General features: G+C 57.3%; 17 protein-coding genes and 2 pseudogenes. 12 read left to right on the forward strand and 7 right to left on the reverse strand.

The window, feature by feature from the left end:
- Positions 1 to 110: 110 nt before the first annotated feature.
- Both acnD and prpF read left to right on the forward strand, forming a co-directional pair.
- Positions 111 to 2,702, forward strand: coding sequence for a Fe/S-dependent 2-methylisocitrate dehydratase AcnD (acnD, locus tag AOC04_RS02855; protein ID WP_060691067.1), 2,592 nt, complete (start codon positions 111 to 113; stop codon positions 2,700 to 2,702).
- 46 nt (positions 2,703 to 2,748) lie between these two features.
- Positions 2,749 to 3,939 carry a 2-methylaconitate cis-trans isomerase PrpF gene (gene prpF / locus AOC04_RS02860; protein ID WP_060691068.1) on the forward strand — a complete coding sequence of 397 codons (1,191 nt, stop codon included), beginning with the start codon at positions 2,749 to 2,751 and terminating at the stop codon, positions 3,937 to 3,939.
- A 254-nt stretch (positions 3,940 to 4,193) separates the two neighbouring features.
- Here prpF and pyk read toward each other — a convergent pair whose 3' ends face one another.
- A complete protein-coding gene (gene pyk, locus AOC04_RS02865; RefSeq protein ID WP_060691069.1) occupies positions 4,194 to 5,645 on the reverse strand; it encodes a pyruvate kinase in 1,452 nt (483 codons plus the stop codon).
- Positions 5,646 to 5,801: 156 nt separating this feature from the next.
- Between pyk and AOC04_RS02870 the strand changes: the two genes are divergently transcribed.
- The 3 genes from AOC04_RS02870 (at position 5,802) to sbcB (ending at position 8,255) form a co-directional block, all read left to right on the forward strand.
- Positions 5,802 to 6,179 carry a tetratricopeptide repeat protein gene (locus tag AOC04_RS02870; RefSeq protein WP_060691070.1) on the forward strand — a complete coding sequence of 126 codons (378 nt, stop codon included), beginning with the start codon at positions 5,802 to 5,804 and terminating at the stop codon, positions 6,177 to 6,179.
- Positions 6,180 to 6,360: 181 nt separating this feature from the next.
- A complete protein-coding gene (locus AOC04_RS02875) occupies positions 6,361 to 6,720 on the forward strand; it encodes a PilZ domain-containing protein (RefSeq protein ID WP_060696856.1) in 360 nt (119 codons plus the stop codon).
- An 89-nt stretch (positions 6,721 to 6,809) separates the two neighbouring features.
- Positions 6,810 to 8,255, forward strand: a complete 1,446-nt coding sequence (gene sbcB / locus AOC04_RS02880) for an exodeoxyribonuclease I (protein WP_060691071.1) — start codon at positions 6,810 to 6,812, stop codon at positions 8,253 to 8,255.
- 81 nt (positions 8,256 to 8,336) lie between these two features.
- On the opposite strand, the gene mvaT is transcribed toward sbcB, so the two are convergent.
- Entirely contained in the window at positions 8,337 to 8,714 is a 378-nt protein-coding gene (mvaT, locus tag AOC04_RS02885; RefSeq protein WP_003442624.1) for a histone-like nucleoid-structuring protein MvaT, read from the reverse strand.
- A 348-nt stretch (positions 8,715 to 9,062) separates the two neighbouring features.
- On the opposite strand from mvaT, the gene purU reads away from it, so the two are divergent.
- Complete coding sequence (gene purU, locus AOC04_RS02890; protein ID WP_060691072.1) at positions 9,063 to 9,911, forward strand: formyltetrahydrofolate deformylase; 849 nt, start codon at positions 9,063 to 9,065, stop codon at positions 9,909 to 9,911.
- A gap of 115 nt (positions 9,912 to 10,026) precedes the next feature.
- On the forward strand, positions 10,027 to 10,224 hold the full coding sequence (locus tag AOC04_RS02895) for a hypothetical protein (protein WP_060691073.1): 198 nt from the start codon (positions 10,027 to 10,029) through the stop codon (positions 10,222 to 10,224).
- Positions 10,225 to 10,231: 7 nt separating this feature from the next.
- Here the strand turns inward: AOC04_RS02895 and AOC04_RS02900 are convergent, their stop codons facing one another.
- From AOC04_RS02900 to AOC04_RS24405, 4 genes and pseudogenes are all read right to left on the reverse strand, one after another.
- A complete protein-coding gene (locus AOC04_RS02900; protein WP_060691074.1) occupies positions 10,232 to 10,999 on the reverse strand; it encodes a DUF2334 domain-containing protein in 768 nt (255 codons plus the stop codon).
- Positions 10,992 to 12,104 carry a glycosyltransferase family 4 protein gene (locus tag AOC04_RS02905; protein ID WP_060691075.1) on the reverse strand — a complete coding sequence of 371 codons (1,113 nt, stop codon included), beginning with the start codon at positions 12,102 to 12,104 and terminating at the stop codon, positions 10,992 to 10,994. Before AOC04_RS02905 ends, AOC04_RS02900 begins: the two co-directional genes overlap by 8 nt.
- A 130-nt stretch (positions 12,105 to 12,234) precedes the next feature.
- The gene (locus AOC04_RS24400; RefSeq protein ID WP_418054944.1) at positions 12,235 to 13,074 is read right to left on the reverse strand and encodes a methyl-accepting chemotaxis protein; all 840 of its coding nucleotides are present in this window, start codon (positions 13,072 to 13,074) and stop codon (positions 12,235 to 12,237) included.
- A gap of 66 nt (positions 13,075 to 13,140) precedes the next feature.
- A pseudogene (locus tag AOC04_RS24405) lies at positions 13,141 to 14,124 on the reverse strand (cache domain-containing protein); the annotation flags it as partial.
- A 195-nt stretch (positions 14,125 to 14,319) separates the two neighbouring features.
- On the opposite strand from AOC04_RS24405, the pseudogene AOC04_RS02915 reads away from it, so the two are divergent.
- A pseudogene (locus AOC04_RS02915) lies at positions 14,320 to 15,792 on the forward strand (helicase HerA-like domain-containing protein).
- Positions 15,793 to 15,840: 48 nt separating this feature from the next.
- Here AOC04_RS02915 and AOC04_RS02920 read toward each other — a convergent pair.
- On the reverse strand, positions 15,841 to 16,299 hold the full coding sequence (locus AOC04_RS02920) for a DUF721 domain-containing protein (protein WP_060691077.1): 459 nt from the start codon (positions 16,297 to 16,299) through the stop codon (positions 15,841 to 15,843).
- A 308-nt stretch (positions 16,300 to 16,607) separates the two neighbouring features.
- Between AOC04_RS02920 and secA the strand changes: the two genes are divergently transcribed.
- From secA to AOC04_RS02940, 4 genes are all read left to right on the forward strand, one after another.
- Positions 16,608 to 19,361 (forward strand): preprotein translocase subunit SecA, encoded by a 2,754-nt coding sequence (secA, locus tag AOC04_RS02925; protein WP_060691078.1) that lies wholly within the window; start codon positions 16,608 to 16,610, stop codon positions 19,359 to 19,361.
- A gap of 116 nt (positions 19,362 to 19,477) precedes the next feature.
- Positions 19,478 to 20,695: a bifunctional glutamate N-acetyltransferase/amino-acid acetyltransferase ArgJ gene (gene argJ, locus AOC04_RS02930; protein ID WP_060691079.1), complete on the forward strand. Its 1,218-nt coding sequence runs from the start codon at positions 19,478 to 19,480 to the stop codon at positions 20,693 to 20,695.
- A gap of 84 nt (positions 20,696 to 20,779) precedes the next feature.
- Positions 20,780 to 21,412 (forward strand): glutathione S-transferase family protein, encoded by a 633-nt coding sequence (locus AOC04_RS02935; RefSeq protein WP_060691080.1) that lies wholly within the window; start codon positions 20,780 to 20,782, stop codon positions 21,410 to 21,412.
- Positions 21,409 to 22,353: a Nudix family hydrolase gene (locus AOC04_RS02940; protein WP_060691081.1), complete on the forward strand. Its 945-nt coding sequence runs from the start codon at positions 21,409 to 21,411 to the stop codon at positions 22,351 to 22,353. The genes AOC04_RS02935 and AOC04_RS02940 overlap by 4 nt, the downstream gene beginning before the upstream one ends.
- Positions 22,354 to 22,411: the final 58 nt, after the last annotated feature.

A 22,411-nucleotide genomic window follows, 5' to 3' on the forward strand; every position in this document is an offset into this window, starting at 1 on the left:
ACCCTGTAGGCGCGAGCTTGCTCGCGAGCTCTTTAAACAGCTCGCGAGCAAGCTCGCTCCTACAGCAGGGGTGAGTCGCCTCAGACCTAACCGTGATCGAGTCCCACGCCATGAATACTGAATTTCGCAAAACACTACCGGGCACCCGGCTGGATTATTACGACACCCGCGCGGCGGTCGATGCGATCAAGCCCGGTGCTTACGACACCCTGCCTTACACCTCCCGGGTACTGGCCGAAAACCTGGTACGTCGCTGTGACCCTGCGACCCTGAACGCCTCATTGAGCCAGTTGATCGAGCGCAAGCGCGACCTCGACTTTCCCTGGTTTCCGGCGCGTGTGGTGTGCCACGACATTCTCGGGCAGACCGCGCTGGTCGATCTCGCCGGTTTGCGCGACGCCATTGCCCTGCAAGGCGGTGATCCGGCGCAGGTCAACCCGGTGGTTCCGACCCAATTGATTGTCGACCACTCGTTGGCGGTGGAGCGTGACGGTAACGATCCCGAGGCGTTTGAAAAGAACCGCGCTATTGAGGACCGTCGCAACGAAGACCGCTTCCACTTTATTGAGTGGACCAAAAAAGCTTTCAAAAACGTCGACGTCATTCCGCCGGGCAACGGCATCATGCACCAGATCAACCTGGAGAAAATGTCTCCGGTGATCCAGGTGCGTGACGGTGTGGCATTCCCGGATACCTGCGTCGGCACCGACAGCCATACCCCGCACGTTGATTCCCTGGGCGTTATTGCCATTGGTGTGGGGGGGCTTGAAGCCGAGAGCGTGATGCTCGGCCGTGCTTCGTGGATGCGCCTGCCGGAAATCGTCGGTGTTGAGTTGACTGGCAAGCTGCAGCCGGGTATCACGGCGACCGATATGGTGCTGGCGCTGACCGAGTACCTGCGCAAGCAAAAAGTCGTCGGCGCCTGGCTGGAGTTCTTCGGCGAAGGTGCTGCGGCGCTGACCCTGGGGGACCGCGCCACCATCTCCAACATGGCTCCGGAGTACGGGGCCACGGCTGCGATGTTCTACATCGACCAGCAAACCATCGACTACCTCAAGCTGACCGGTCGCGAAGACCAGCAAGTGCAGTTGGTCGAAAGCTACGCCAGGCTCACCGGCCTGTGGGGCGACAGCCTTAAACAGGCGCAATACGAGCGCGGCCTGAGTTTTGACCTGTCCAGTGTTGTGCGCAACATGGCAGGCCCGAGCAACCCCCACGCCCGCGTCGCCACCAGCGACCTTGCGGCCAAGGGGATTGCCGGTCAGTGGGATGACGTGCCGGGGCAAATGCCTGATGGCGCGGTGATCATTGCCGCCATCACCAGCTGCACCAACACCAGCAACCCGCGCAACGTGATTGCGGCAGGCCTGATCGCCCGCAACGCCAACAGACTCGGTCTGACCCGTAAGCCATGGGTCAAGTCGTCACTGGCACCCGGCTCGAAAACCGTTGCCCTGTATCTGGACGAAGCCGGTCTGACCCAGGAGCTGGAGCAGTTGGGCTTTGGTGTGGTGGCCTTTGCCTGCACCACCTGCAATGGCATGTCCGGGGCGCTGGACCCGGTCATCCAGCAGGAAATCATTGATCGTGATCTCTATGCCACGGCCGTGCTCTCGGGCAATCGCAACTTTGACGGGCGGATTCACCCGTACGCCAAGCAGGCATTTCTGGCTTCGCCGCCGTTGGTGGTGGCCTATGCGATCGCCGGTACCATCCGTTTCGATATCGAAAAAGACGTGCTGGGGCTGGATGCCGACGGTAACGAAGTACGTCTGAAAGATATCTGGCCGAGCGACGAAGAAATCGACGCCGTGGTCAAGCGCTCGGTCAAGCCGGAGCAGTTCCGTCAGGTTTACATTCCGATGTTTGCCATTCATGAAGACACCGGTCCTAAAGTCGAGCCGCTTTATAACTGGCGCCCGCAAAGCACTTACATTCGTCGTCCGCCGTATTGGGAAGGCGCTCTGGCCGGTGCGCGTCCGCTCAAGGGCATGCGCCCGCTGGCAGTGCTGCCGGACAACATCACCACCGATCACCTGTCGCCGTCCAACGCGATCATGCTCGACAGCGCCGCCGGTGAGTACCTGGCAAAAATGGGCCTGCCGGAAGTCGACTTCAACTCCTATGCCACGCACAGGGGCGATCACCTGACCGCCCAGCGCGCCACTTTCGCCAACCCGAAACTGTTCAACGAAATGGTGATCGAGGACGGCAAGGTCAAGCAGGGTTCGTTGACCCGTCTTGAGCCTGAAGGCCAGGTGATGCGCATGTGGGAAGCCATCGAAACCTACATGGATCGCAAGCAGCCGCTGATCATCATTGCCGGTGCCGATTACGGTCAGGGCTCGTCCCGTGACTGGGCTGCCAAGGGCGTGCGTCTGGCCGGGGTCGAAGCCATTGCGGCAGAGGGCTTTGAGCGGATTCACCGCACCAACCTGGTAGGGATGGGCGTGTTGCCGCTGGAATTCATGCCGGGTACCAATCGCAAGACCCTGCAGATCGACGGTAGCGAGACTTACGACGTGATCGGCGAGCGCACTCCGCGCGCCACGTTGACGCTGGTGATTACCCGCAAAAACGGCGAACGCGTCGAGGTGCCGGTGATGTGCCGTCTGGACACTGCCGAAGAGGTTTCCATCTATGAAGCCGGCGGCGTGTTGCAGCGCTTTGCCCAGGACTTCCTTGAGTCGGCCACGGCTTAATTGCAGTGCCGGGGCCCCGAGCCCCGGCCCTAAGGGGAACAGTGTTATGGCCTATGCAGCGCAAATCAAAATCCCTGCGACTTATATGCGCGGTGGTACCAGTAAAGGGGTGTTTTTCAGTCTGCTCGACTTGCCCGTCCTGGCTCAGGTGCCGGGCGCGGCCCGTGATGCCCTGTTGTTGCGGGTGATTGGCAGCCCGGACCCGTACGAAAAGCAGATTGACGGCATGGGCGCGGCGACCTCCAGCACCAGCAAAACCGTGATTGTCAGCAAAAGCCTGCGAGACGATCATGATGTCGACTATCTGTTTGGCCAGGTGTCGATCGACAAGCCGTTCGTAGACTGGAGCGGTAACTGCGGCAACCTGTCGGCGGCTGTCGGTTCGTTTGCGATCAGCAGCGGTCTGGTGGACGCGGCGCGTCTCCCGCAAAACGGCACGGCCGTGGTGCGTATCTGGCAAGCCAACATTGGCAAGACCATCATTGCCCATGTGCCGATCACCGACGGCGCAGTTCAGGAAACCGGCGACTTTGAACTCGATGGCGTGACCTTTCCTGCCGCCGAGGTTCAGCTGGAGTTCCTTGACCCGGCTGCAGACGAGGAGGGCGCAGGCGGTTCGATGTTCCCTACCGGCAACCTGGTTGATGACCTCGAAGTACCCGGGGTCGGCACCTTGAAAGTCACCCTGATCAACGCAGGTATCCCGACCATATTCGTCAATGCACAGGCCATCGGTTATACCGGTACGGAATTGCAAAACGACATCAACAGCGACCCGAAAGCACTGGCCATGTTCGAAACCATTCGAGCCCACGGTGCGCTGCGCATGGGGTTGATCGACAGGCTCGAAGAGGCTGCCAAACGTCAACATACGCCCAAGCTGGCCTTTGTTGCCGGGCCGACCGATTACGTGTCATCCAGCGGCAAGCCGGTGCCTGCACAGAGCGTCGATTTGCTGGTGCGGGCATTGTCGATGGGCAAGTTGCACCACGCGATGATGGGGACTGCAGCGGTCGCGATCGGCACTGCAGCCGCGATCCCGGGCACTCTGGTTAACCTTGCGGCGGGTGGCGAGTTGCGCAGCGCCGTGCGTTTTGGGCATCCATCGGGCACCTTGCGGGTAGGCGCGCAAGCGCAGCAAGTCAATGGTGAATGGACCGTCACCAAAGCCATCATGAGCCGCAGCGCGCGAGTCTTGATGGAAGGTTGGGTACGGGTGCCGGGCGATGCGTTTTAACGGCTGTTGTTGAAACGGCAGGCATAAAAAACCCCGCATCGCTGCGCAATGCTGTTCACCTAAACGACTGCTATCTCAACTGTAGGAGCGAGCTTGCCTCGCGATGGTCTCGAAAACGCCGTGTTTAATCTGTTAACACGGCGTTTTCGTTAACAATCATCGCGAGACAGGCTCGCTCCTACAAAGGCAGGGGTTACTTCGGTGAACAGCTTTGCGCATCGCTGCGGGGTTTTTTAGTTCAAGTCTTGTGGGACTTAAACCATTTTGTCGCCGACATGCAGAATCTTCATGCCGTTGGTGCCACCGATGGTGTGGTAGCTGTCGCCCTTGGTCAGGATGACCCAGTCACCATTTTCTACGACGCCACGCTTGAGCAGTTCGTCGATAGCCGCCTGGCTGACTTGTTCTGGCGGCAGTGAAGCCGGGTCGAACGGCACGGTGTAAACGCCACGGAACATGGCGGCACGAGCCTGGGTTTCACGGTGCGGGGAGAACGCGTAGATCGGCACCGAGGAACGGATGCGCGACATGATCAACGGCGTGTAACCGCTTTCGGTCAGAGCGATGATCGCCTTGACGCCAGGGAAGTGGTTGGCGGTGTACATGGCCGCCAGCGCAATGCTCTGGTCACAGCTTTCGAAGACTTTACCGATGCGGTGGCTGGAGGTCTTGCTGGTCGGGTGCTTTTCAGCGCCGACACAGATCCGTGCCATGGCTTGTACCGCTTCCAGCGGGTAAGCACCGGCAGCACTTTCAGCCGAGAGCATCACGGCGTCGGTGTAGTCGAGAACGGCGTTGGCAACGTCGGACACTTCGGCGCGAGTCGGCATCGGGTTCTGGATCATCGACTCCATCATCTGGGTCGCCACGATTACCGCTTTGTTGTGGCGACGTGCATGCAGAATGATTTTCTTCTGAATGCCCACCAGCTCGGCATCGCCGATTTCAACGCCCAGGTCGCCACGGGCAACCATGACTGCGTCACTGGCCTTGATCAGGCCGTCGAGGGTTTCGTCATCCGCTACGGCTTCAGCGCGTTCAATTTTCGCGACCAGCCAGGCAGTACCGCCCGCTTCATCACGCAGTTGACGGGCGTATTCCATATCGGCGGCGTCGCGTGGGAACGACACGGCCAGGTAGTCGACTTCCATTTCGGCAGCCAGCTTGATGTCAGCCTTGTCTTTTTCAGTCAGGGCCGGTGCGGTCAGACCGCCACCACGACGGTTGATGCCTTTGTGGTCAGACAGTGGGCCACCGATCAGCACGGTGCAGTGCAGAGCGTCATCGGTAGCGGTGTCTACGCGCATCACGACACGGCCGTCATCGAGCAGCAGCTCGTCGCCGACGCCGCAATCTTTGACCAGATCCGGGTAGTCGATCCCGACTACTTGCTGGTTGCCTTCAGTCAACGGATGGCTGGTGGAGAAGGTGAATTGATCACCGACCTTCAGCTCGATCTTCTTGTTGGCGAATTTGGCGATGCGAATTTTCGGGCCTTGCAGGTCACCCAGCAGGGCAACAAAGCGGCCATGCTTGGCAGCGATTTCACGCACCAGCTTGGCACGAGCCTTATGCTCATCCGGGGTGCCGTGGGAAAAGTTCAGACGGGCGACGTCCAGGCCAGCGAGGATCAGCTGTTCCAGCATCTCCGGTGAATTGCTGGCAGGGCCAAGTGTGGCAACGATTTTAGTTCGACGAACGGACATGCAAAGACTCCTGAGTTCAAGCGCAGCCAAAGGCTACTATGGTCTTTGGCTGTAGTCATTGTTCCTCTGCACTACTTTCGACTTAAGTTGTGGTGCATGGCAAAGGTCAAGAATTTACCCGCTGGGCCGATACACTGTTCAGGACAGGAGATGCCCATGCGATTTTTACTGGTTTTGTTGATGGTCGGCAGTGTGTCCGGCTGCACCCGCTGGTCGATGAATCACCACCTCAACAGTGCCTACCGTGCTTATGACCGGGGCAACTGCGAGGCGGTGATGCTGGAATTGTCCGAGGTTGACCGCGAAAGCCGCAGTCGCCCGTACATCTGGCCGCAGACCGCCATGTTGCGCGGGCTGTGTCTGGAGCGGACGAAGTTTTATCTGGATGCCGCCCAGACTTACCAATACATCATCAACGAGTTCCCCAAGAGCGAGTATGCCTATCGGGCCAGGGCGCGGATTGAGACCTTGCGCATCCTGAAGTTCATCCCAAGCTCCGGCTTTGTTCCGGCGTTACCGGCAACTATTCAATGATGCGTGAACTGGCCGATGGCTATCTGCCATCGCTTTACTATTATCTGAGCGTGTTTACTACTTTTGCTTAACCGGGGCCCAAACTTTTTGCAGCGCTGTTCATCGGCGAACAATTGAAGTCCGAGGGCATTTCAAGCAGTAGCGGGGTCATGCTTAATGACTTTTCATAGTGATTTTCATCATGGTTACTGAGCGCCGCATCGAGCGTCATCAATTGGCGTATTTCTTGAGTGTGTTCAATCGGTTCACGGACAAGCCCATTGGCTATCTGGGCAATGTGTCCGAAGGCGGGTTGATGCTGATCAGCCGTTTGCCAATTTTGGTGGGGGCCGATTTTGAACTTCGGCTCAAGCTTCCTGACGCTAATGGATGCCGGCAAGTCATTGATCTGAGGGCACGTTGCCTGTGGTCACACGAAGACACCACGCCGTCTTTCTATGACACCGGTTTTATTCTGTATCAACCGCCAGAGGAGTACGGGGCGCTGGTCAGTGCCTTGCGCCAATACTTCAGCTTTCACCCGTTAGAGGCTTCTGCATGACCTCCAATGCGCGCCGCAGACTTCGCAGGGCTGGTCTTGCCCGGGTTTGAACGCCTAGACTTGCGGGGTCTACTGCTCAGGAACACCCCGTGACCTCTATTTTTTGGTACGACTACGAAACCACCGGTATTAACCCGCGCTGCGATCGAGCGGTGCAGGTTGCCGGTATCCGCACTGATGTCGACCTCAATGAGATTGATCAGCCGCTCAATCTGTATTGCCAGCCCAGCGACGATATTCTCCCTCACCCCATGGCTTGCCTAATCACCGGCATCACGCCTGGTCGCCTGGAAGACAAGGGCTTGGGCGAGGCTGAATTCATGACCCGCACCCACGCTCAACTGGCGATGCCCGGTACCTGTGGCGCGGGCTACAACTCTTTGCGTTTCGATGACGAGGTCACACGATACAGCCTGTACCGCAACTTCTTCGATCCTTACGCACGGGAGTGGCAGGGCGGTAACAGTCGCTGGGATTTGATTGACGTCGTGCGAGCCGCTTACGCCCTGCGTCCGCAAGGAATCGTCTGGCCTGAAGAAGACGGGCGCGTGACCCTCAAGCTCGAGCGGCTGACGGCGGCCAATGGCATTGACCATGGCCAGGCCCATGACGCTTTGTCCGATGTTCGGGCCACGATTGCACTAGCGCGACTGATTCGCGACAAACAGCCCAAGTTGTATGAGTGGTTATTCAAGCTGCGTACCAAACAACGGGTGCTTGATCAAGTTCGGTTATTGCAACCGATGCTGCATATCTCGGGGCGTTTTTCGGCGGCCAGGCATTATGCGGGGGTGGTATTACCGCTGGCATGGCATCCGCAAAACCGCAATGCGCTGATTGTCTACGATCTGCATTTTGATCCTCAGCAATTACTGGACATGGATGCAGAGTCTTTGCGCCAGATGCTCTATACGCGCCGCGAAGATCTGGCTGAAGGTCAGCAGCCAATTGCGCTCAAATTGATACACATTAATCGTTGTCCGGTGGTGGCGCCCTTGAATGTAGTGCGGGCGCAGGATCAAGAGCGCTTGCAAATGGACATGGCGCTATATCAATCACGCGCCGCCACGCTTATTGAGGCTCAGGAAGTTTGGCAGGATAAGTTATCCACTATTTATGGCAAGGAAGACTTCACCCCCAGTGGCGACCCCGAGCAACAGTTGTATGACGGATTTCTGGGCGAGCGTGACCGTCGGCTGTGTGAGCAAGTGCGGCTCAGCGATCCAGAGCAATTAGGGCGCGATACTTGGCCTTTTGATGACGAGCGGTTACCTGAATTACTCTTTCGCTACCGTGCCCGAAACTTTCCCCATACCTTGAACGCGCAAGAACAAGAGCGTTGGCAATTATTCTGTCGGCAGCGTTTGACCGATCCGGCCATGGGCGCCCCCCTGACCCTGGATGATTTCAGCCGTGCCGCTCAAGAGCTTTCTCGCAGTGCCAAGCCCGCCCAGTTGAAGCTGCTCAATGAATGGCAACACTATGCTCAGAGCTTGCGTCGGCGCGTGGGGATAGATGCGCAGACCGATAGTTGACGGTAAATAGAAGGCAATAAAAAACGCCAGCAAGCTGGCGTTTTTTATTGGCGGTGCACAGCAGCGCACGCGCGGGGGTATTTAGTCGAGCAGAGTTGCCCAGCCTTCAACTACATCGCCGCCCCACTTGGCTTTCCACTCTTTCAGCGTCTTGTGGTTGCCACCTTTGGTTTCAATCACTTCGCCGTTATGTGGGTTTTTGTATTGTTTAACCTTACGGGCACGTTTGGTGCCGGTGGTTTTAACAACACCGCGGGGTGCTTTGCTTACTTTGGCTTCCGGATCCAGAAGGGCGATAATATCGCGCAGCGATTTTTGGTATTCGCCCATCAGCGTACGCAGTTTGCCTTCGAATTCCAGCTCAGTTTGAAGTTTGTCGTCTTCCGACAGGTTTTTCAGGCGAGCTTGCAGTTCTTTGATAGCTTCTTCTGTTGCACGGTATTCGTTGATCAGGGACATGAGGATAACCTTATGTTGGAAAGGGTTTACAGGGATACAGTGGCGCAATAATAGTCAGACAGTTACAGCAAGTAAATATGCCAGCGCCGATTAATTCTAAAATTTAATTAATAACATTCTGACGTTCCTATATGAACGCTATTAAATAAGGCGATGTCAGGTGAATGTTAAAAATGATTAATAAATGTCTGGGTTCACCAATAAAAACCCTGGAAGCCTTGCCATGGAAGGCGGTCCTGGCAGGCTATGCGACCTATGGACACGCACAATAAGCCTCAAGGAAGACTGTCGTTTTGCTGCGCACTCGCTAGAATGGCGGCCTTAGTAAAGTTCTGGAGTTTTCCCCTGATGCGCACTTTTCGGTTGGTGATCGCCTGCCCCGACGGCGTTGGCATTGTTGCCAAGGTCAGTAATTTCCTGGCCTCACACAACGGCTGGATCACTGAAGCGAGCCACCACTCGGATGATCAAAGCGGCTGGTTCTTTATGCGTCACGAGATTCGTGCCGATTCCCTGCCATTTGGACTTGAAGCTTTTCGTGAGGCATTTGCCCCGATCGCCGAAGAGTTTTCAATGGTGTGGCGCATTACCGATACAGCACAAAAAAAGCGCGTGGTATTGATGGCCAGTCGCGAATCCCATTGTCTCGCAGACTTGCTGCACCGCTGGCACAGCGATGAGCTGGACTGTGATATCTCGTGTGTCATTTCCAACCACAATGACTTGCGCAGTATGGTCGAGTGGCACGGCATTCCTTTTTACCATGTGCCGGTTGACCCGAAAGATAAAGAACCCGCGTTCGCCGAAGTCTCGCGTCTGGTCAAACATCATGATGCCGAGGTCGTAGTACTGGCGCGCTACATGCAAATCCTGCCGCCCGATCTGTGCCGCGAATATGCTGGCCAGGTCATCAATATTCACCACAGCTTCCTGCCTTCGTTTGTGGGTGCCAAGCCGTATCACCAGGCTTCCCTGCGTGGTGTAAAGCTGATTGGCGCAACCTGCCACTATGTGACCGAAGAACTGGACGCAGGACCTATCATCGAGCAGGACGTGGTGCGTGTCAGCCACAGCGACAGTATTGAAGACATGGTGCGTTTCGGTCGTGATGTCGAGAAGATGGTGCTGGCCCGTGGCTTGCGCTATCACCTGGAAGATCGGGTGCTGGTGCACGGCAATAAAACCGTAGTGTTCTGATGCCGCAATGGATTTCAGGGGCCGGTAAGCCGGCTCCTGTATCGCAGTCTTCGTTCAGCAGCAGCGATTACCGGACGGTTAGCGCAACACAAAGCCTTTCAAAGGATTTTTTGCCATGACCGATCCGTTCGATAAAGCCACTTCTACCGCCCCTGCAACCTTGGGTGAAGGCTGTTTAAGCCGCTACGACCCACAAGCGTTGAGCCCACAGGACGGCACGGAATTTTCAGATGCGCGCGCCTTGTGGCTGGCGTTGCACCCGCAACTTCCCGCAGAACCCTCGCCGGATACGAACTCGCCAACGGATACCTGAGATCAATTCATGCTGGCGACGTGCTTGCGGGCGCAGCTAAAGAGTCGAGCCATGCGCTTTTGGTAATGGGCCTGCGGCCGTCGTCAATCAGGCGCTTGAGGGTTTCAAGCCAGTAATCGCGGGAAAAGCGATGGCGCATATCGACAGGATGCAGCCCCAGTCGTATCAACGGTGCATTTTGCCAATGCCGCTCGCGCAGATCGCACACCACTTTTGACAGCCCCCGGCGCCATGCACTGCCAGCACTCCAGACCAGCCCCGGCGCATCAATGGCTGTAAACCCGGGCAGGCGGTAAAGGTGCTGCGTATCACTGGTGTAACTCAAGGGCAATTGGCGCAGGGCCTGGCGTGTACCTTCGCTCATTAACCAGGCGGGGGCGACAAAGCCGCGCACCGGCCATTGATAGCGCTCAAAAACCTCAAGACCACGTTGTAGCCTGCTCAGCGCCTGCGCTTGGGACAGCTGGTAAAACTCGCCCTCCCAGGTATACACCCTGCGCATGAACCACTCTTTTGGGGTGCGCGGCGCAGGCATGTCGTCGCTGTGGAAATAACCGTGGAGTACCAGTTCGTCACCCTTGGCGACGCGGGCGTCGAGCATTTTGCGCAAGGCGTCGGCACCGGCCAATGAGTTGCAATGATGAAAGTCCGGAACCACCAGCCAGGTGATCGGGATGGAGCCGATTGCATCCACGGCCTCGACAAAGGGCTGATAGTCGGGCCAGGTTTGCGGGGCCACATCATGCAGTACCAGAGCCACGCCCCGATCAGACATGGGCAGGCACCGCCTGGTGGGTGCCGGTCAAGGCGTGATAATGAACCAGCAAGTCCTGTACGACGCGATCCCATGAGTAGTGCAGTTCGGCTCGTTGACGTGCCTGACGCCCCAGTTGGGCCGGGTGATTGGCAAACAGCTCACGTACGGCGTTGGCCATCGCCTTAGGGTTGTTCGGTTGGCACAGCAGGCCCACTTCATCGTGCACGATTTCCCTGAACGCCCCGGCGTCCACGGCCACCACCGGAATACCGCTGGCCATGGCTTCGAGAATGACCAGGCCAAAGGTTTCCTGATCACCGGCATGCACCAGCGCATCGGCACTGGCCATGAGGCGGGCCAGCTGAGTCGCCGGGCAAAAGTCGTCGATGACGGTGACGTTATCCGGTACCAGTGTTGGCATTTGTGAGCCCACCAGCAACAGGTGCCAGGCATCACCCAAATCGCGCATGCAGTCGAGCAGAACGGGGAGGTTTTTTTCTTTAGAACCGCGCCCGGCAAAAATCAGTAGATGGGCGTCAGGATCTATCTGCAGTTCTGCGCGCAGATCGGGGTCGCGATGCTGAGGGCTGAAGGTCTGTAAATCAACGCCCAGGGGTTGTACGAATACATTGTCCACGCCCAGGCCAATGAGTTTGTTCGCCATGATCTGGCTCGGGGCCAGAACCCGGTCGAAATGCCGGTACAGCCGGCTGACATACGCTTCTACATTGGGTGTCAGCCATTTACCCATACGGTTGCGCACCAGCAGTGGCAGATCGGAGTGATAAAAGCCTATGACCGGAACATCAAGTTGGCGTCGGGCATCGAGTGCGGCCCAGGCAGTGAGGTAGGGGTCGCCGACTTCGATCAGGTCCGGTTGCAGTTCTTGCAAAATATTGCACCAGGGCGCCAGGCGGATCGGGAAACGAAAGCCGCCACCAAACGGCAGGGCTGGAGAGGGGACCTGGTAAATGCCGTCGTGTTCCGTCCGGTTACTGCCGGGCACCAATAGACTGTGACGGGTATCCGGCAAACGGCTCAGACGTCGGTGTTTGGCATCCAGATAAGTGCGCACGCCGCCACTGGCGGGTGCATAAAACATGGTGATGTCAGCAATATGCACGGCCTTGAGCCCTTTAAATGTCTATCGTCCATGGGGTTGACCCTATTGGATGATAGATGTTCGCAGGAATTGAGCCGGGCAAAACACCGCGTAATCCTCAAGTAGGGGTTACGCGGTGAGAGCAGGGTGCTCAGATGCGGAAACTGCCCACCAGTTGCTTGAGGCGCGCGGCTTGCTGTTCAAGGTCTGCACAGGCGCGCAGGGTTGACTGAAGGTTTTCTACACCTTCCTGATTCAGGGTGTTGATCTCGGTGATGTCCATGTTGATCGACTCGACCACCGAAGTCTGCTCCTCGGTGGCTGTCGCAACGGACTGGTTCATGCCGTCGATTTCGCCAATGCGCTCGGTGACGCTGATCAGGCGTTCGCCTGCCTGGTTAGCGATTTGTACGCTGTCCTGGCTGTGACGCTGGCTCTCTTCCATGGTGCTCACCGATTCGCGTGCGCTGATCTGCAATTCCTCGATCATTTTCTGTACTTGTTGCGCCGACTCCTGGGTGCGGTGAGCCAGGTTGCGCACTTCATCTGCAACCACGGCAAAACCGCGGCCGGCTTCACCGGCACGGGCGGCCTCAATCGCGGCGTTGAGTGCCAGCAGGTTGGTTTGCCGGGAAATGCTGGTGATCACTTCAAGAATCTGGCCGATATTCACTGTCTTGTTGTTCAGTGATTCGATATGACCGCTGGACGTGCCGAGCATTTGCGACAGTTGCTGCATCGAACCGATGCTGCGCTCAACCACTTGCTGGCCCTCTTCGGCCAGGCCGCGAGCGTCGCTGGCCTGATGTGACGCCTGGGCTGCGTTGCGGGCGATTTCCTGGGCTGCTGCGCCCAGTTCGTTGATCGCGGCTGCAACGCTGTTGGTACGGCTTGCCTGTTCATCGGAGTTGAGTATCGATGAGTTGGAAGCGCTGACCACCCGCAGGGCAACCTCGTTGACCTGTTCGGTAGCCGACGATACTTCGCTCATGGAGGTGTGAATTCGCTGAACAAAGCGGTTGAAAGCGCTGCCCAGGGTGCCGAATTCGTCGTTGGACTCAACCACCAGGCGACGGGTCAAGTCACCTTCACCCTCGGCGATGTCCTGCATGGCACGTGTCATAACATGCAGCGGTTGTAACAGCAGGCGAATCAACAGCCCGAGCAGGGCGATGATCGAGACCACCGCAATGCTGGTAGCAATGATCGCCGAAGTGCGGAAAGTGCTGAGCATCGCGAAGGCTTGTTCTTTATCTATCGACAGACCGATATACCAATTCACCGAGCCCAGCCCTTTGACCGGACTGAATGTCACGACGCGTGTTTTGCCATCGGCTTCGGTTTCGCTGATGTCTGTGCTGATCGACGGCGTATTTTGCGGGTAAATGTCCTTCAGGTTCTTGGACACCAGATTTTTGTCCGGATGGACCAGGATTTTACCGTCCGCGCTGACCAGAAAGGCGTAGCCCATACCGTCAAAATTCAAGGTGTTGATGCTGTCAGCGATGGTTTTCAGGGTCAGGTCAGAACCGACCACCCCCAGGGTTTGCCCGGCCTTTTTCACGACGGTGCCGATGGAGATAATCATTTGGCCGGTGACAGCGTCTATATAAGGTTCGGTCAGGCTTGCGCCGCTGCTATTGAGTGCATCCTTGTACCAGGGCCGCGTGCGGGCATCGAAGCCCTCAGGCATCTTGCTGTCGGGTCGAATGGTAAAGCTGCCCTGGCTATCGCCAAAGTAGACCGCCATAAACGTGCTGCTCAGGGCTTTTTGTTCCAGCAGGCTGGCCACTTGAGAGGGATCTGAGGCAATAGCGACCGACTCTGCAAGGTTTTCAGTGAGCAGTATCCGGCCTCCCAGCCAGGTTTGAATGTTATTGGCTGTGACGCTACCCATTTCGTGCAGGTAGTTATCCAGATCGTTGCGAATGGCATTGCGTTGCAAGTAATCGTTGTACAGCGTAAATAGCGAGAAGGCGGCTATTACGATCAGGGACGCGGCAAGCAGGATTTTATGACTGAAACGCAGGTTTTTATTCATGGCTTGAAGGGTCCGCTAAGGTCTAAAAGTTTGAGGCCTACTCTGTAGAAAACGCGCACTCTACAAATAACGGTCAGAACCTGAACGAGTTCTATATTTGTCTGGGCGGTTTCCTACGCTAAATCCGGTTTTATCTGGTCTAGCATTAACGATGTATCGACTCGTAATCGCGAAAGATTAATGAATGGTGGAAAAATGCCTGACACTTCTGGTCTTGTTCTCGGTGCCGACCTTGCCGGTCAGCCCATCGCCCAGTCTTTGCGCCTGGCCAATCGCCATGGCCTGGTGGCAGGCGCCACGGGGACAGGTAAAACCGTCACCCTTCAGCGCTTGGCCGAACAGTTCAGCGATGCTGGCGTGGCCGTGTTTGCGGCTGATATCAAGGGCGATCTTTGCGGCCTGGGTGCGGTCGGCAACCCTCAAGGCAAAATCGCGGAACGGATCGCCGGCATGCCCTGGCTCAATTATCAGCCCAAGGCTTATCCGGTTACTTTGTGGGACATACAGGGCAAGACAGGTCATCCATTACGCACAACATTGAGTTAAATGGGGCCGTTGCTGCTGGGCAGTCTGCTGGAGCTGACTGACAGTCAGCAGTCGGCCCTGTATGCCGCTTTCAAGGTGGCGGATCGCGAGGGGTTGTTGCTGCTGGATCTGAAAGACCTGAAAGCCTTGCTCAATCATTTGCGTGACAACCCACAAGTGCTGGGGGATGACGCGGCTCTGATGACCACCGGCTCCAGCCAGGCATTGCTGCGTCGTCTGGCAACGCTTGAGCAGCAGGGTGCCGAGGCTTTGTTCGGTGAGCCTGCGCTGCAACTCGAAGACATTCTGCAGCCGACCGCCGATGGTCGCGGCCGGATCCACCTGCTTGATGCCAGCCGCCTGGTGCATGAAGCGCCCAAGGTTTACGCAACATTCCTTTTATGGTTGTTGGCGGAGCTTTTTGAGCAGTTGCCGGAGCGTGGCGATGCTGACAAGCCGTTGCTGGCGCTGTTTTTCGATGAGGCGCACTTGCTGTTTGCCGACACGCCCAAGGCATTGCAGGACCGGCTTGAGCAGGTGGTGCGTCTGATTCGTTCCAAAGGTGTCGGTGTGTACTTTGTCACACAGTCGCCAGCGGACTTGCCCGACACAGTGCTCGCACAATTGGGGCTGAGAATTCAGCATGGACTGCGGGCCTTTACCTCTAAAGAGCAGCGATCATTACGGGCCGTTGCGGATGGATTCCGGCCCAACCCGCAGTTCGATGCGCTGGCAGTGCTGACCGAGTTGGGCACAGGCGAGGCGTTGGTGGGGATGCTTGAAGACAAAGGTACGCCGGCCATGGTTCAGAGAGTATTGATTGCACCGCCGCAATCGCGGATCGGCCCGCTGACCGAGGCTGAGCGGGCGGCTTTGATCGCCAGCTCACCTTTACTGGGGCGCTATGACAAACCGATTGACCGGGAGTCTGCCTATGAAGTGTTGATGGCCCGCAAGGGCGTAGCGCCGCAGGAGCAGGCCGCGCCCCACGAGCCGGGCTTTCTGGATCAGGCCGGGGACTTCCTGGGGACTACGGCAGGCAAGGCATTGCAATCAATGGCGCGGCAGGCGGCGAGCCAGATGGGGCGTCAGTTGGTTCGCGGATTGCTGGGCTCGTTGCTGGGTGGCAGCAAACGCAAGTAGTCGCTGCCGAAGGCTGCGAAGGGGGGCGCGGCAAATATTTTGTATCGGTTACTGAGGCTTTGGCTTGGCGTGACTCGCCAACCGCTCAAGGGCGGCACGCAGGGCCGGGTCGCTGATCCCGTCGGCCGTTGCCTGGATGGTTTGTGCTGCATTGACCGAAAGGTCGAGCGTATGTCCGGCCACTTTGGCCAATACCGTGGGCGGCTGCACCTTGAACAGAATCCGGGTCAGGCTGGCGAACTCATCAAACGCCTGCAATTGGCGTTGCAGACGCTTTTGCTGGTAACGCAGGCGAGTGGCCCAATGGCCATCCGTCACGATCAACAACAGGCTGCCTTCGCGCCATGACGCTACGTGGCAGTGCTCACGCGCCGCCGGTTGCAGCTGGCTTTCAAGAAGGCGTTGCAAATGTGCCAGGCGCTTGGCATGGCCAAAAATGGCTTTTAGGGGCTTGGCCTCGCGGAGCAGAACGGAGGGTGCCCGTGCTGGGTGTGGGCGAAATGCCATGTTCAGACACCTGAGAAAACAGAGCCGCAATATTAGCAGAAACAGCCTGTTTCACTCGATATGATCCTGATTTGCAAAACTTTATTTGCAAAATCAATGAGTAACTTCTGCTCATCAAGGGTTGAAGTTCAGTAAAAAGACCTTATTTTAATGAGGCCCCGTCACAACGCTGCACCAGTATCGTGGAATAACGCCACTTTCCTCACCGACGTTTCCGGGTAGAATGCTCGCTCGCATGCGGCCATCAGGGCTGCTCGGGCGACTCTCGGGGCCGCCCTCCATCCCTATGTGTGGAAGATCCTGCCGATATGTTTGCGCCTTTGTTAAAGAAACTTTTTGGAAGCAAGAACGAGCGCGAAGTTAAACGCATGCTCAAGACAGTACAGGTCGTCAATTCCTTCGAAGAGCAGATGGTTGCCCTGACCGATGAGCAATTGCGCGCCAAGACCGAAGAGTTCAAGGCCCGCATAGCCAAAGGTGAGACCCTCGACCAACTGTTGCCGGAAGCCTTTGCGGTCTGCCGCGAGGCGGGCAAGCGTGTCATGGGCATGCGTCACTTTGACGTCCAGCTGATCGGCGGCATGACCTTGCACGAAGGCATGATTGCAGAAATGCGCACCGGTGAAGGCAAGACCCTGGTAGCAACCCTGGGTGTTTACCTCAACGCGTTGTCCGGCAAGGGCGTGCACGTTGTAACCGTGAACGACTACCTGGCCCGTCGGGATGCCAACTGGATGCGTCCGCTCTACGAATTCCTGGGCCTGACGGTCGGTGTTGTTACACCGTTCCAGCCGCCTCAGGAAAAACGTGAAGCCTATGCTGCCGACATCACTTACGGCACCAACAACGAGTTCGGTTTCGATTACCTGCGCGACAACATGGCTTTCAGCATGGAAGAAAAATTCCAGCGCGAGCTTAATTTCGCCGTAATCGACGAAGTCGACTCGATCCTGATCGATGAAGCCCGTACCCCGCTGATTATCTCCGGCCAGGCCGAAGACAGCTCCAAGCTTTACACCGAAATCAACAAGCTCATCCCGCGCCTTGAGTTGCATGTCGAGGAAGTTGAAGGCGAGGTGACCAAAGCAGGTCATTTCACTATCGATGAAAAGACCCGTCAGGTTGAGTTGAACGAAGCCGGTCACCAGTTTGTTGAAGACATGCTGACCCAGATCGGTCTGCTCGCAGAAGGTGAAAGCCTGTACTCCGCGCACAATCTGGGCTTGTTGACTCATGTTTATGCGGCTCTGCGTGCTCACAAGCTGTTCAATCGCAACGTTGAATACATCGTTGAAGACGGCCAGGTCTTGCTGGTCGACGAGCATACTGGCCGCACCATGCCGGGCCGTCGTCTGTCCGAAGGCTTGCACCAGGCGATCGAGGCAAAAGAAGGTCTGAACATTCAGGCCGAGAGCCAGACCCTGGCTTCGACCACCTTCCAGAACTACTTCCGGCTGTACAACAAGCTGTCCGGCATGACCGGTACGGCTGACACCGAAGCGTTCGAATTCCACCAGATCTACGGTCTGTCGGTGATGGTGATCCCGCCGAACAAGCCGCTGGCACGTAAAGACTTCAATGACCTGGTGTTCCTCACCGCTGACGAGAAGTACGCGGCGATTGTGGCTGACATTAAGGACTGCATGGCCAAGGGCCGTCCGGTGCTGGTCGGTACAGCGACCATCGAAACCTCCGAGCACATGTCCAACCTGTTGAAGCAGGAAGGTATTGAGCACAAGGTTCTGAACGCCAAGTTCCACGAAAAAGAAGCTGAAATCATTGCCCAGGCCGGTCGTCCGGGTGCACTGACCATTGCGACCAACATGGCGGGTCGCGGGACTGACATCCTGTTGGGCGGCAACTGGGAAGTGGAAGTGGCTTCCCTTGAGAACCCGACTCCGGAGCAGATCGCACAGATCAAGGCCGACTGGCAGAAACGTCACCAGCAAGTGCTGGAATCGGGCGGCCTGCACGTGATCGCTTCCGAGCGTCACGAGTCGCGCCGTATCGACAACCAGCTGCGTGGTCGTGCCGGTCGTCAGGGGGATGCGGGTTCCAGCCGTTTCTACCTGTCGCTTGAAGACAGCCTGATGCGCATCTTCGCTTCTGACCGTGTAAAAAACTTCATGAAGGCCCTGGGCATGCAGTCTGGCGAAGCGATTGAGCACCGTATGGTGACCAACGCGATCGAAAAGGCTCAGCGCAAGGTTGAAGGTCGCAACTTCGACATCCGCAAGCAATTGCTGGAGTTCGATGACGTCAACAACGAACAGCGTAAAGTGATTTATCACATGCGTAACACGTTGCTTGCTGCGGACAATATCGGTGAAACCATTGCCGACTTCCGCAAGGACGTTCTCGAAAGCACTGTCAGCGCGCATATTCCACCGCAGTCGTTGCCGGAACAATGGGACGTCAAAGGTCTGGAATCGGCTATCGAAACCGGTTTTGGGGTGAAACTTCCGATCCAGCAATGGCTCGATGAAGACGACCACCTGTACGAAGAAACCCTGCGTGAGAAGCTGCTGAACGAGTTGCTGGCGGCTTATAACGAGAAAGAAGAGCAGGCGAGCCCGGAAGCCCTGCGCACCTTCGAGAAACAAATTGTGCTGCGTGTACTGGATGACTTGTGGAAAGACCACCTGTCGACCATGGATCACCTGCGCCACGGTATCCATTTGCGCGGTTATGCGCAGAAGAACCCGAAGCAGGAGTACAAGCGCGAGTCGTTCAACCTGTTCTCCGAGCTGCTTGATTCGATCAAGCGCGATTCAATCCGTGTGCTGTCCCATGTACAGGTTCGTCGCGAAGACCCGGAAGCAGAGGAGGCTCGTCTGCGTCAGGAAGCGGAAGACCTGGCTTCGCGTATGCAGTTCCAGCATGCCGAAGCACCGGGCCTTGATCAGCCTGAAGCGCTGGCTGAAGTGCTTGAGGGTGCCGATGTTGAAGACGTCGTGCAGGCGACCGAGCCTGTTCGTAATGAGCAGAAGCTGGGCCGCAATGAGCTGTGCTACTGCGGCTCGGGCAAGAAATACAAGCATTGCCACGGGCAAATCAATTAAAACCCGTTCCAACTGCTGAAGTACCTGCGCCGCGACCGGCATTAGCCGTCGCGGCGTTTTACCATTGAATTTGCGTGCTTTCGCGGCGACGCACAGAACTTATTTAGGAGCGCGTCATGGCTGTTGGTCTTGGTCCTTTGCCTACATTGCACCCGGTTGCCGGTTTTGAACTGGGTATCGCTTCTGCCGGTATCAAGCGTGTGGGGCGCAAGGACGTAGTGGTTATGCGCTGCGCCGAAGGTTCTACCGTGGCGGGTGTGTTCACGTTGAATGCGTTTTGCGCAGCGCCGGTAATCCTGGCCAAACAACGGGTTCAGGGCAGCATTCGCTACTTGCTGACCAACACCGGTAATGCCAATGCGGGGACCGGTGATCCGGGCCTGATCGCGGCTGCCCGTACCTGCTCCCGGCTGGCTGAGTTAGCAGGCGTCGATGCCAGCGCCGTCCTGCCGTATTCCACAGGTGTCATCGGCGAGCCGCTGCCGGTCGAGAAAATCGAAGGTGCGCTGCAAGCCGCACTGGATGACCTCAGCGAGGACAACTGGGCACAAGCGGCCACGGGCATCATGACCACCGACACCTTGCCCAAAGGTGCCAGCCGTCAGTTCGAGCATGAGGGTGTCACCATCACCGTGACCGGCATCAGCAAAGGCGCGGGCATGATTCGCCCGAACATGGCCACCATGCTGGGTTACATCGCGACCGACGCCAAGGTTTCCCGTGAAGTGCTGCAAAACCTGCTGCTGGACGGTGCAAACAAGTCGTTCAACCGCATCACCATCGACGGTGATACTTCCACCAACGATTGCTGCATGCTGATTGCCACCGGCAAAGCCGACCTTCCTGAAATTACCGAAGCCAACGGCCCGCTGTTCGCCGCTTTGAAGCAGGCCGTGTTTGAGGTTTGCATGGAAGTGGCGCAAGCCATTGTTCGCGACGGCGAAGGTGCGACCAAGTTCGTCACCGTTGAAGTGAATGGCGGCGCCAATCATCAGGAATGTCTGGACGTGGGTTACACCGTTGCTCATTCGCCGCTGATCAAAACTGCGCTGTTTGCTTCAGACCCTAACTGGGGTCGCATTCTGGCCGCCGTCGGGCGTGCAGGGGTCCCCGATCTGGATGTGCGCAAAATCGACGTGTTTCTGGGTGAAGTGTGCATTGTAAGCGGAGGTGCGCGTGCCGGCACTTATACCGAGGCGCAGGGTTCGGCAGTGATGGCCCGTGAAGAAATCACCATCCGTATCGAGCTTGGCCGCGGTGTCTACAGCGAGACGATCTGGACCACTGACTTGTCTCACGAATACGTGAAAATCAACGCCGAATACCGTACCTGAGTACGTTTGTGCAGGATCGGGCGGCCTTGCCGGCCAGTGCGATCCTGCAGTCAGGGGTTTTGTATTCGCAAAGGACGGCCCTTCATGAGCTTTCATCTGATCATTGGCGACAAGTTGCACTCATCCTGGTCCCTGCGCGGTGCGCTGGCGCTTGATCTTGCCGGTGTTCCCTATACCGAGCACCTGATCAGGCTGGGTCAGCCTGACACTCGGGCGTTGATCCTGCAGTACTCGGCAGCGGGTAAAGTACCGCTGTTGCAGACCGCACACGGCACTATTGCCGACTCCTTGGCGATTGCCGAGTACCTGAATGAACAATTCCCGGCCGCTCAATTGTGGCCCGCAGATATCGCTGCGCGAGCACAGGCCCGGTCGGCCTGTGCGCAAATGCACAGCGGCTTTTTTGGTTTGCGCGCAAATTTGCCCTTCGACTTGTCCCGTGACCAGGCACTCCAGCCGATGCCGGAGCAAGCTCAGGTCGATCTCGAAAGAATGAGCGCGTTGTGGGCAGAGTGTCGTGCAGTGGCCACTGAAAGCGGGCCGTACCTGTTCGGGCGTTTAAGCCTGGCGGACGCATTTTTTGCGCCGGTGGCCGTGCGCCTTCGTACTTATCGTGTTGCACTGTCGGCTGAAGATGCCGCTTATGTTGAAGCCATTTATCAATGGCCCGCGTTCAAAGCCTGGCAACAGGCCGGATTAGAGGAAGTGCAAGGGTGAAACGAGTTCATGTGGCTGCGGCCGTTATTCGGGGTACAGACGGTAAAATCCTGATCGCTCGTCGGGCCGATTCCCAGCATCAAGGCGGGCTATGGGAGTTTCCCGGCGGCAAGGTTGAGGCTGGCGAGTCTGTCGAGATGGCTCTGGGGCGAGAGTTGCAGGAAGAGCTGGGGATTACGGTCGAGTCCGCGCGCCCCTTGATCAAGGTTCAGCATGACTATCCAGACAAGCAGGTTTTGCTGGATGTCTGGGAGGTGTCTTCGTTCACGGGCCAGCCCCATGGAGCAGAAGGCCAGCCACTGGCCTGGGTCACTCAGCGTGAACTGGCGGACTACGAGTTCCCGGCGGCTAACGAGCCGATAGTTGCAGCCGCCCGCTTGCCTGATCAGTACCTGATTACTCCGGACGGGCTTGAAACCCCGGAACTGTTACGTGGCCTGAAGAAGGCAGTTGCCGACGGCATCAAGCTGGTGCAGCTGCGTGCACCCAATGGTTATGACCCCAAATACCGGGACCTGGCGGTTGATGCTACAGGCCTGTGTGCGGGCAAGGCGCAACTGATGCTCAAGGGGCCACTGGAGTGGCTGGGGGATTTTCCTTCGGCAGGTTGGCATTTAACGGCTGCGCAATTGCGTAAGTACGCCGCTAAAGGCAGGCCTCTATCGAAAGATCGCTGGCTTGCAGCGTCATGCCATAACGCAGAAGAATTGGCGCTGGCTGAGCAAATGGACGTGGATTTCGTGACCCTGTCACCGGTGCTTCCAACTCAGACGCACCTTGAAGCGCAGCCTTTGGGTTGGGAACAGGTTCAGCAATTGATTGCAGGCTTCAGCAAGCCGATATTTTTGCTGGGCGGTCTGGGGCCGGATGATCGCCAGCAAGCTTGGGCCATTGGTGCGCAAGGTGTTGCGGGGATTCGGGCGTTTTGGCCCCAGGTTTGACGCGCAGTCTGCAGGAGCGGGAAGGGCGGTTTGATTGAAACACCGCCTTGCCTGTATT

The sequence above is a fragment of the Pseudomonas versuta genome (assembly GCF_001294575.1).
Lineage (GTDB): Bacteria > Pseudomonadota > Gammaproteobacteria > Pseudomonadales > Pseudomonadaceae > Aquipseudomonas > Aquipseudomonas versuta.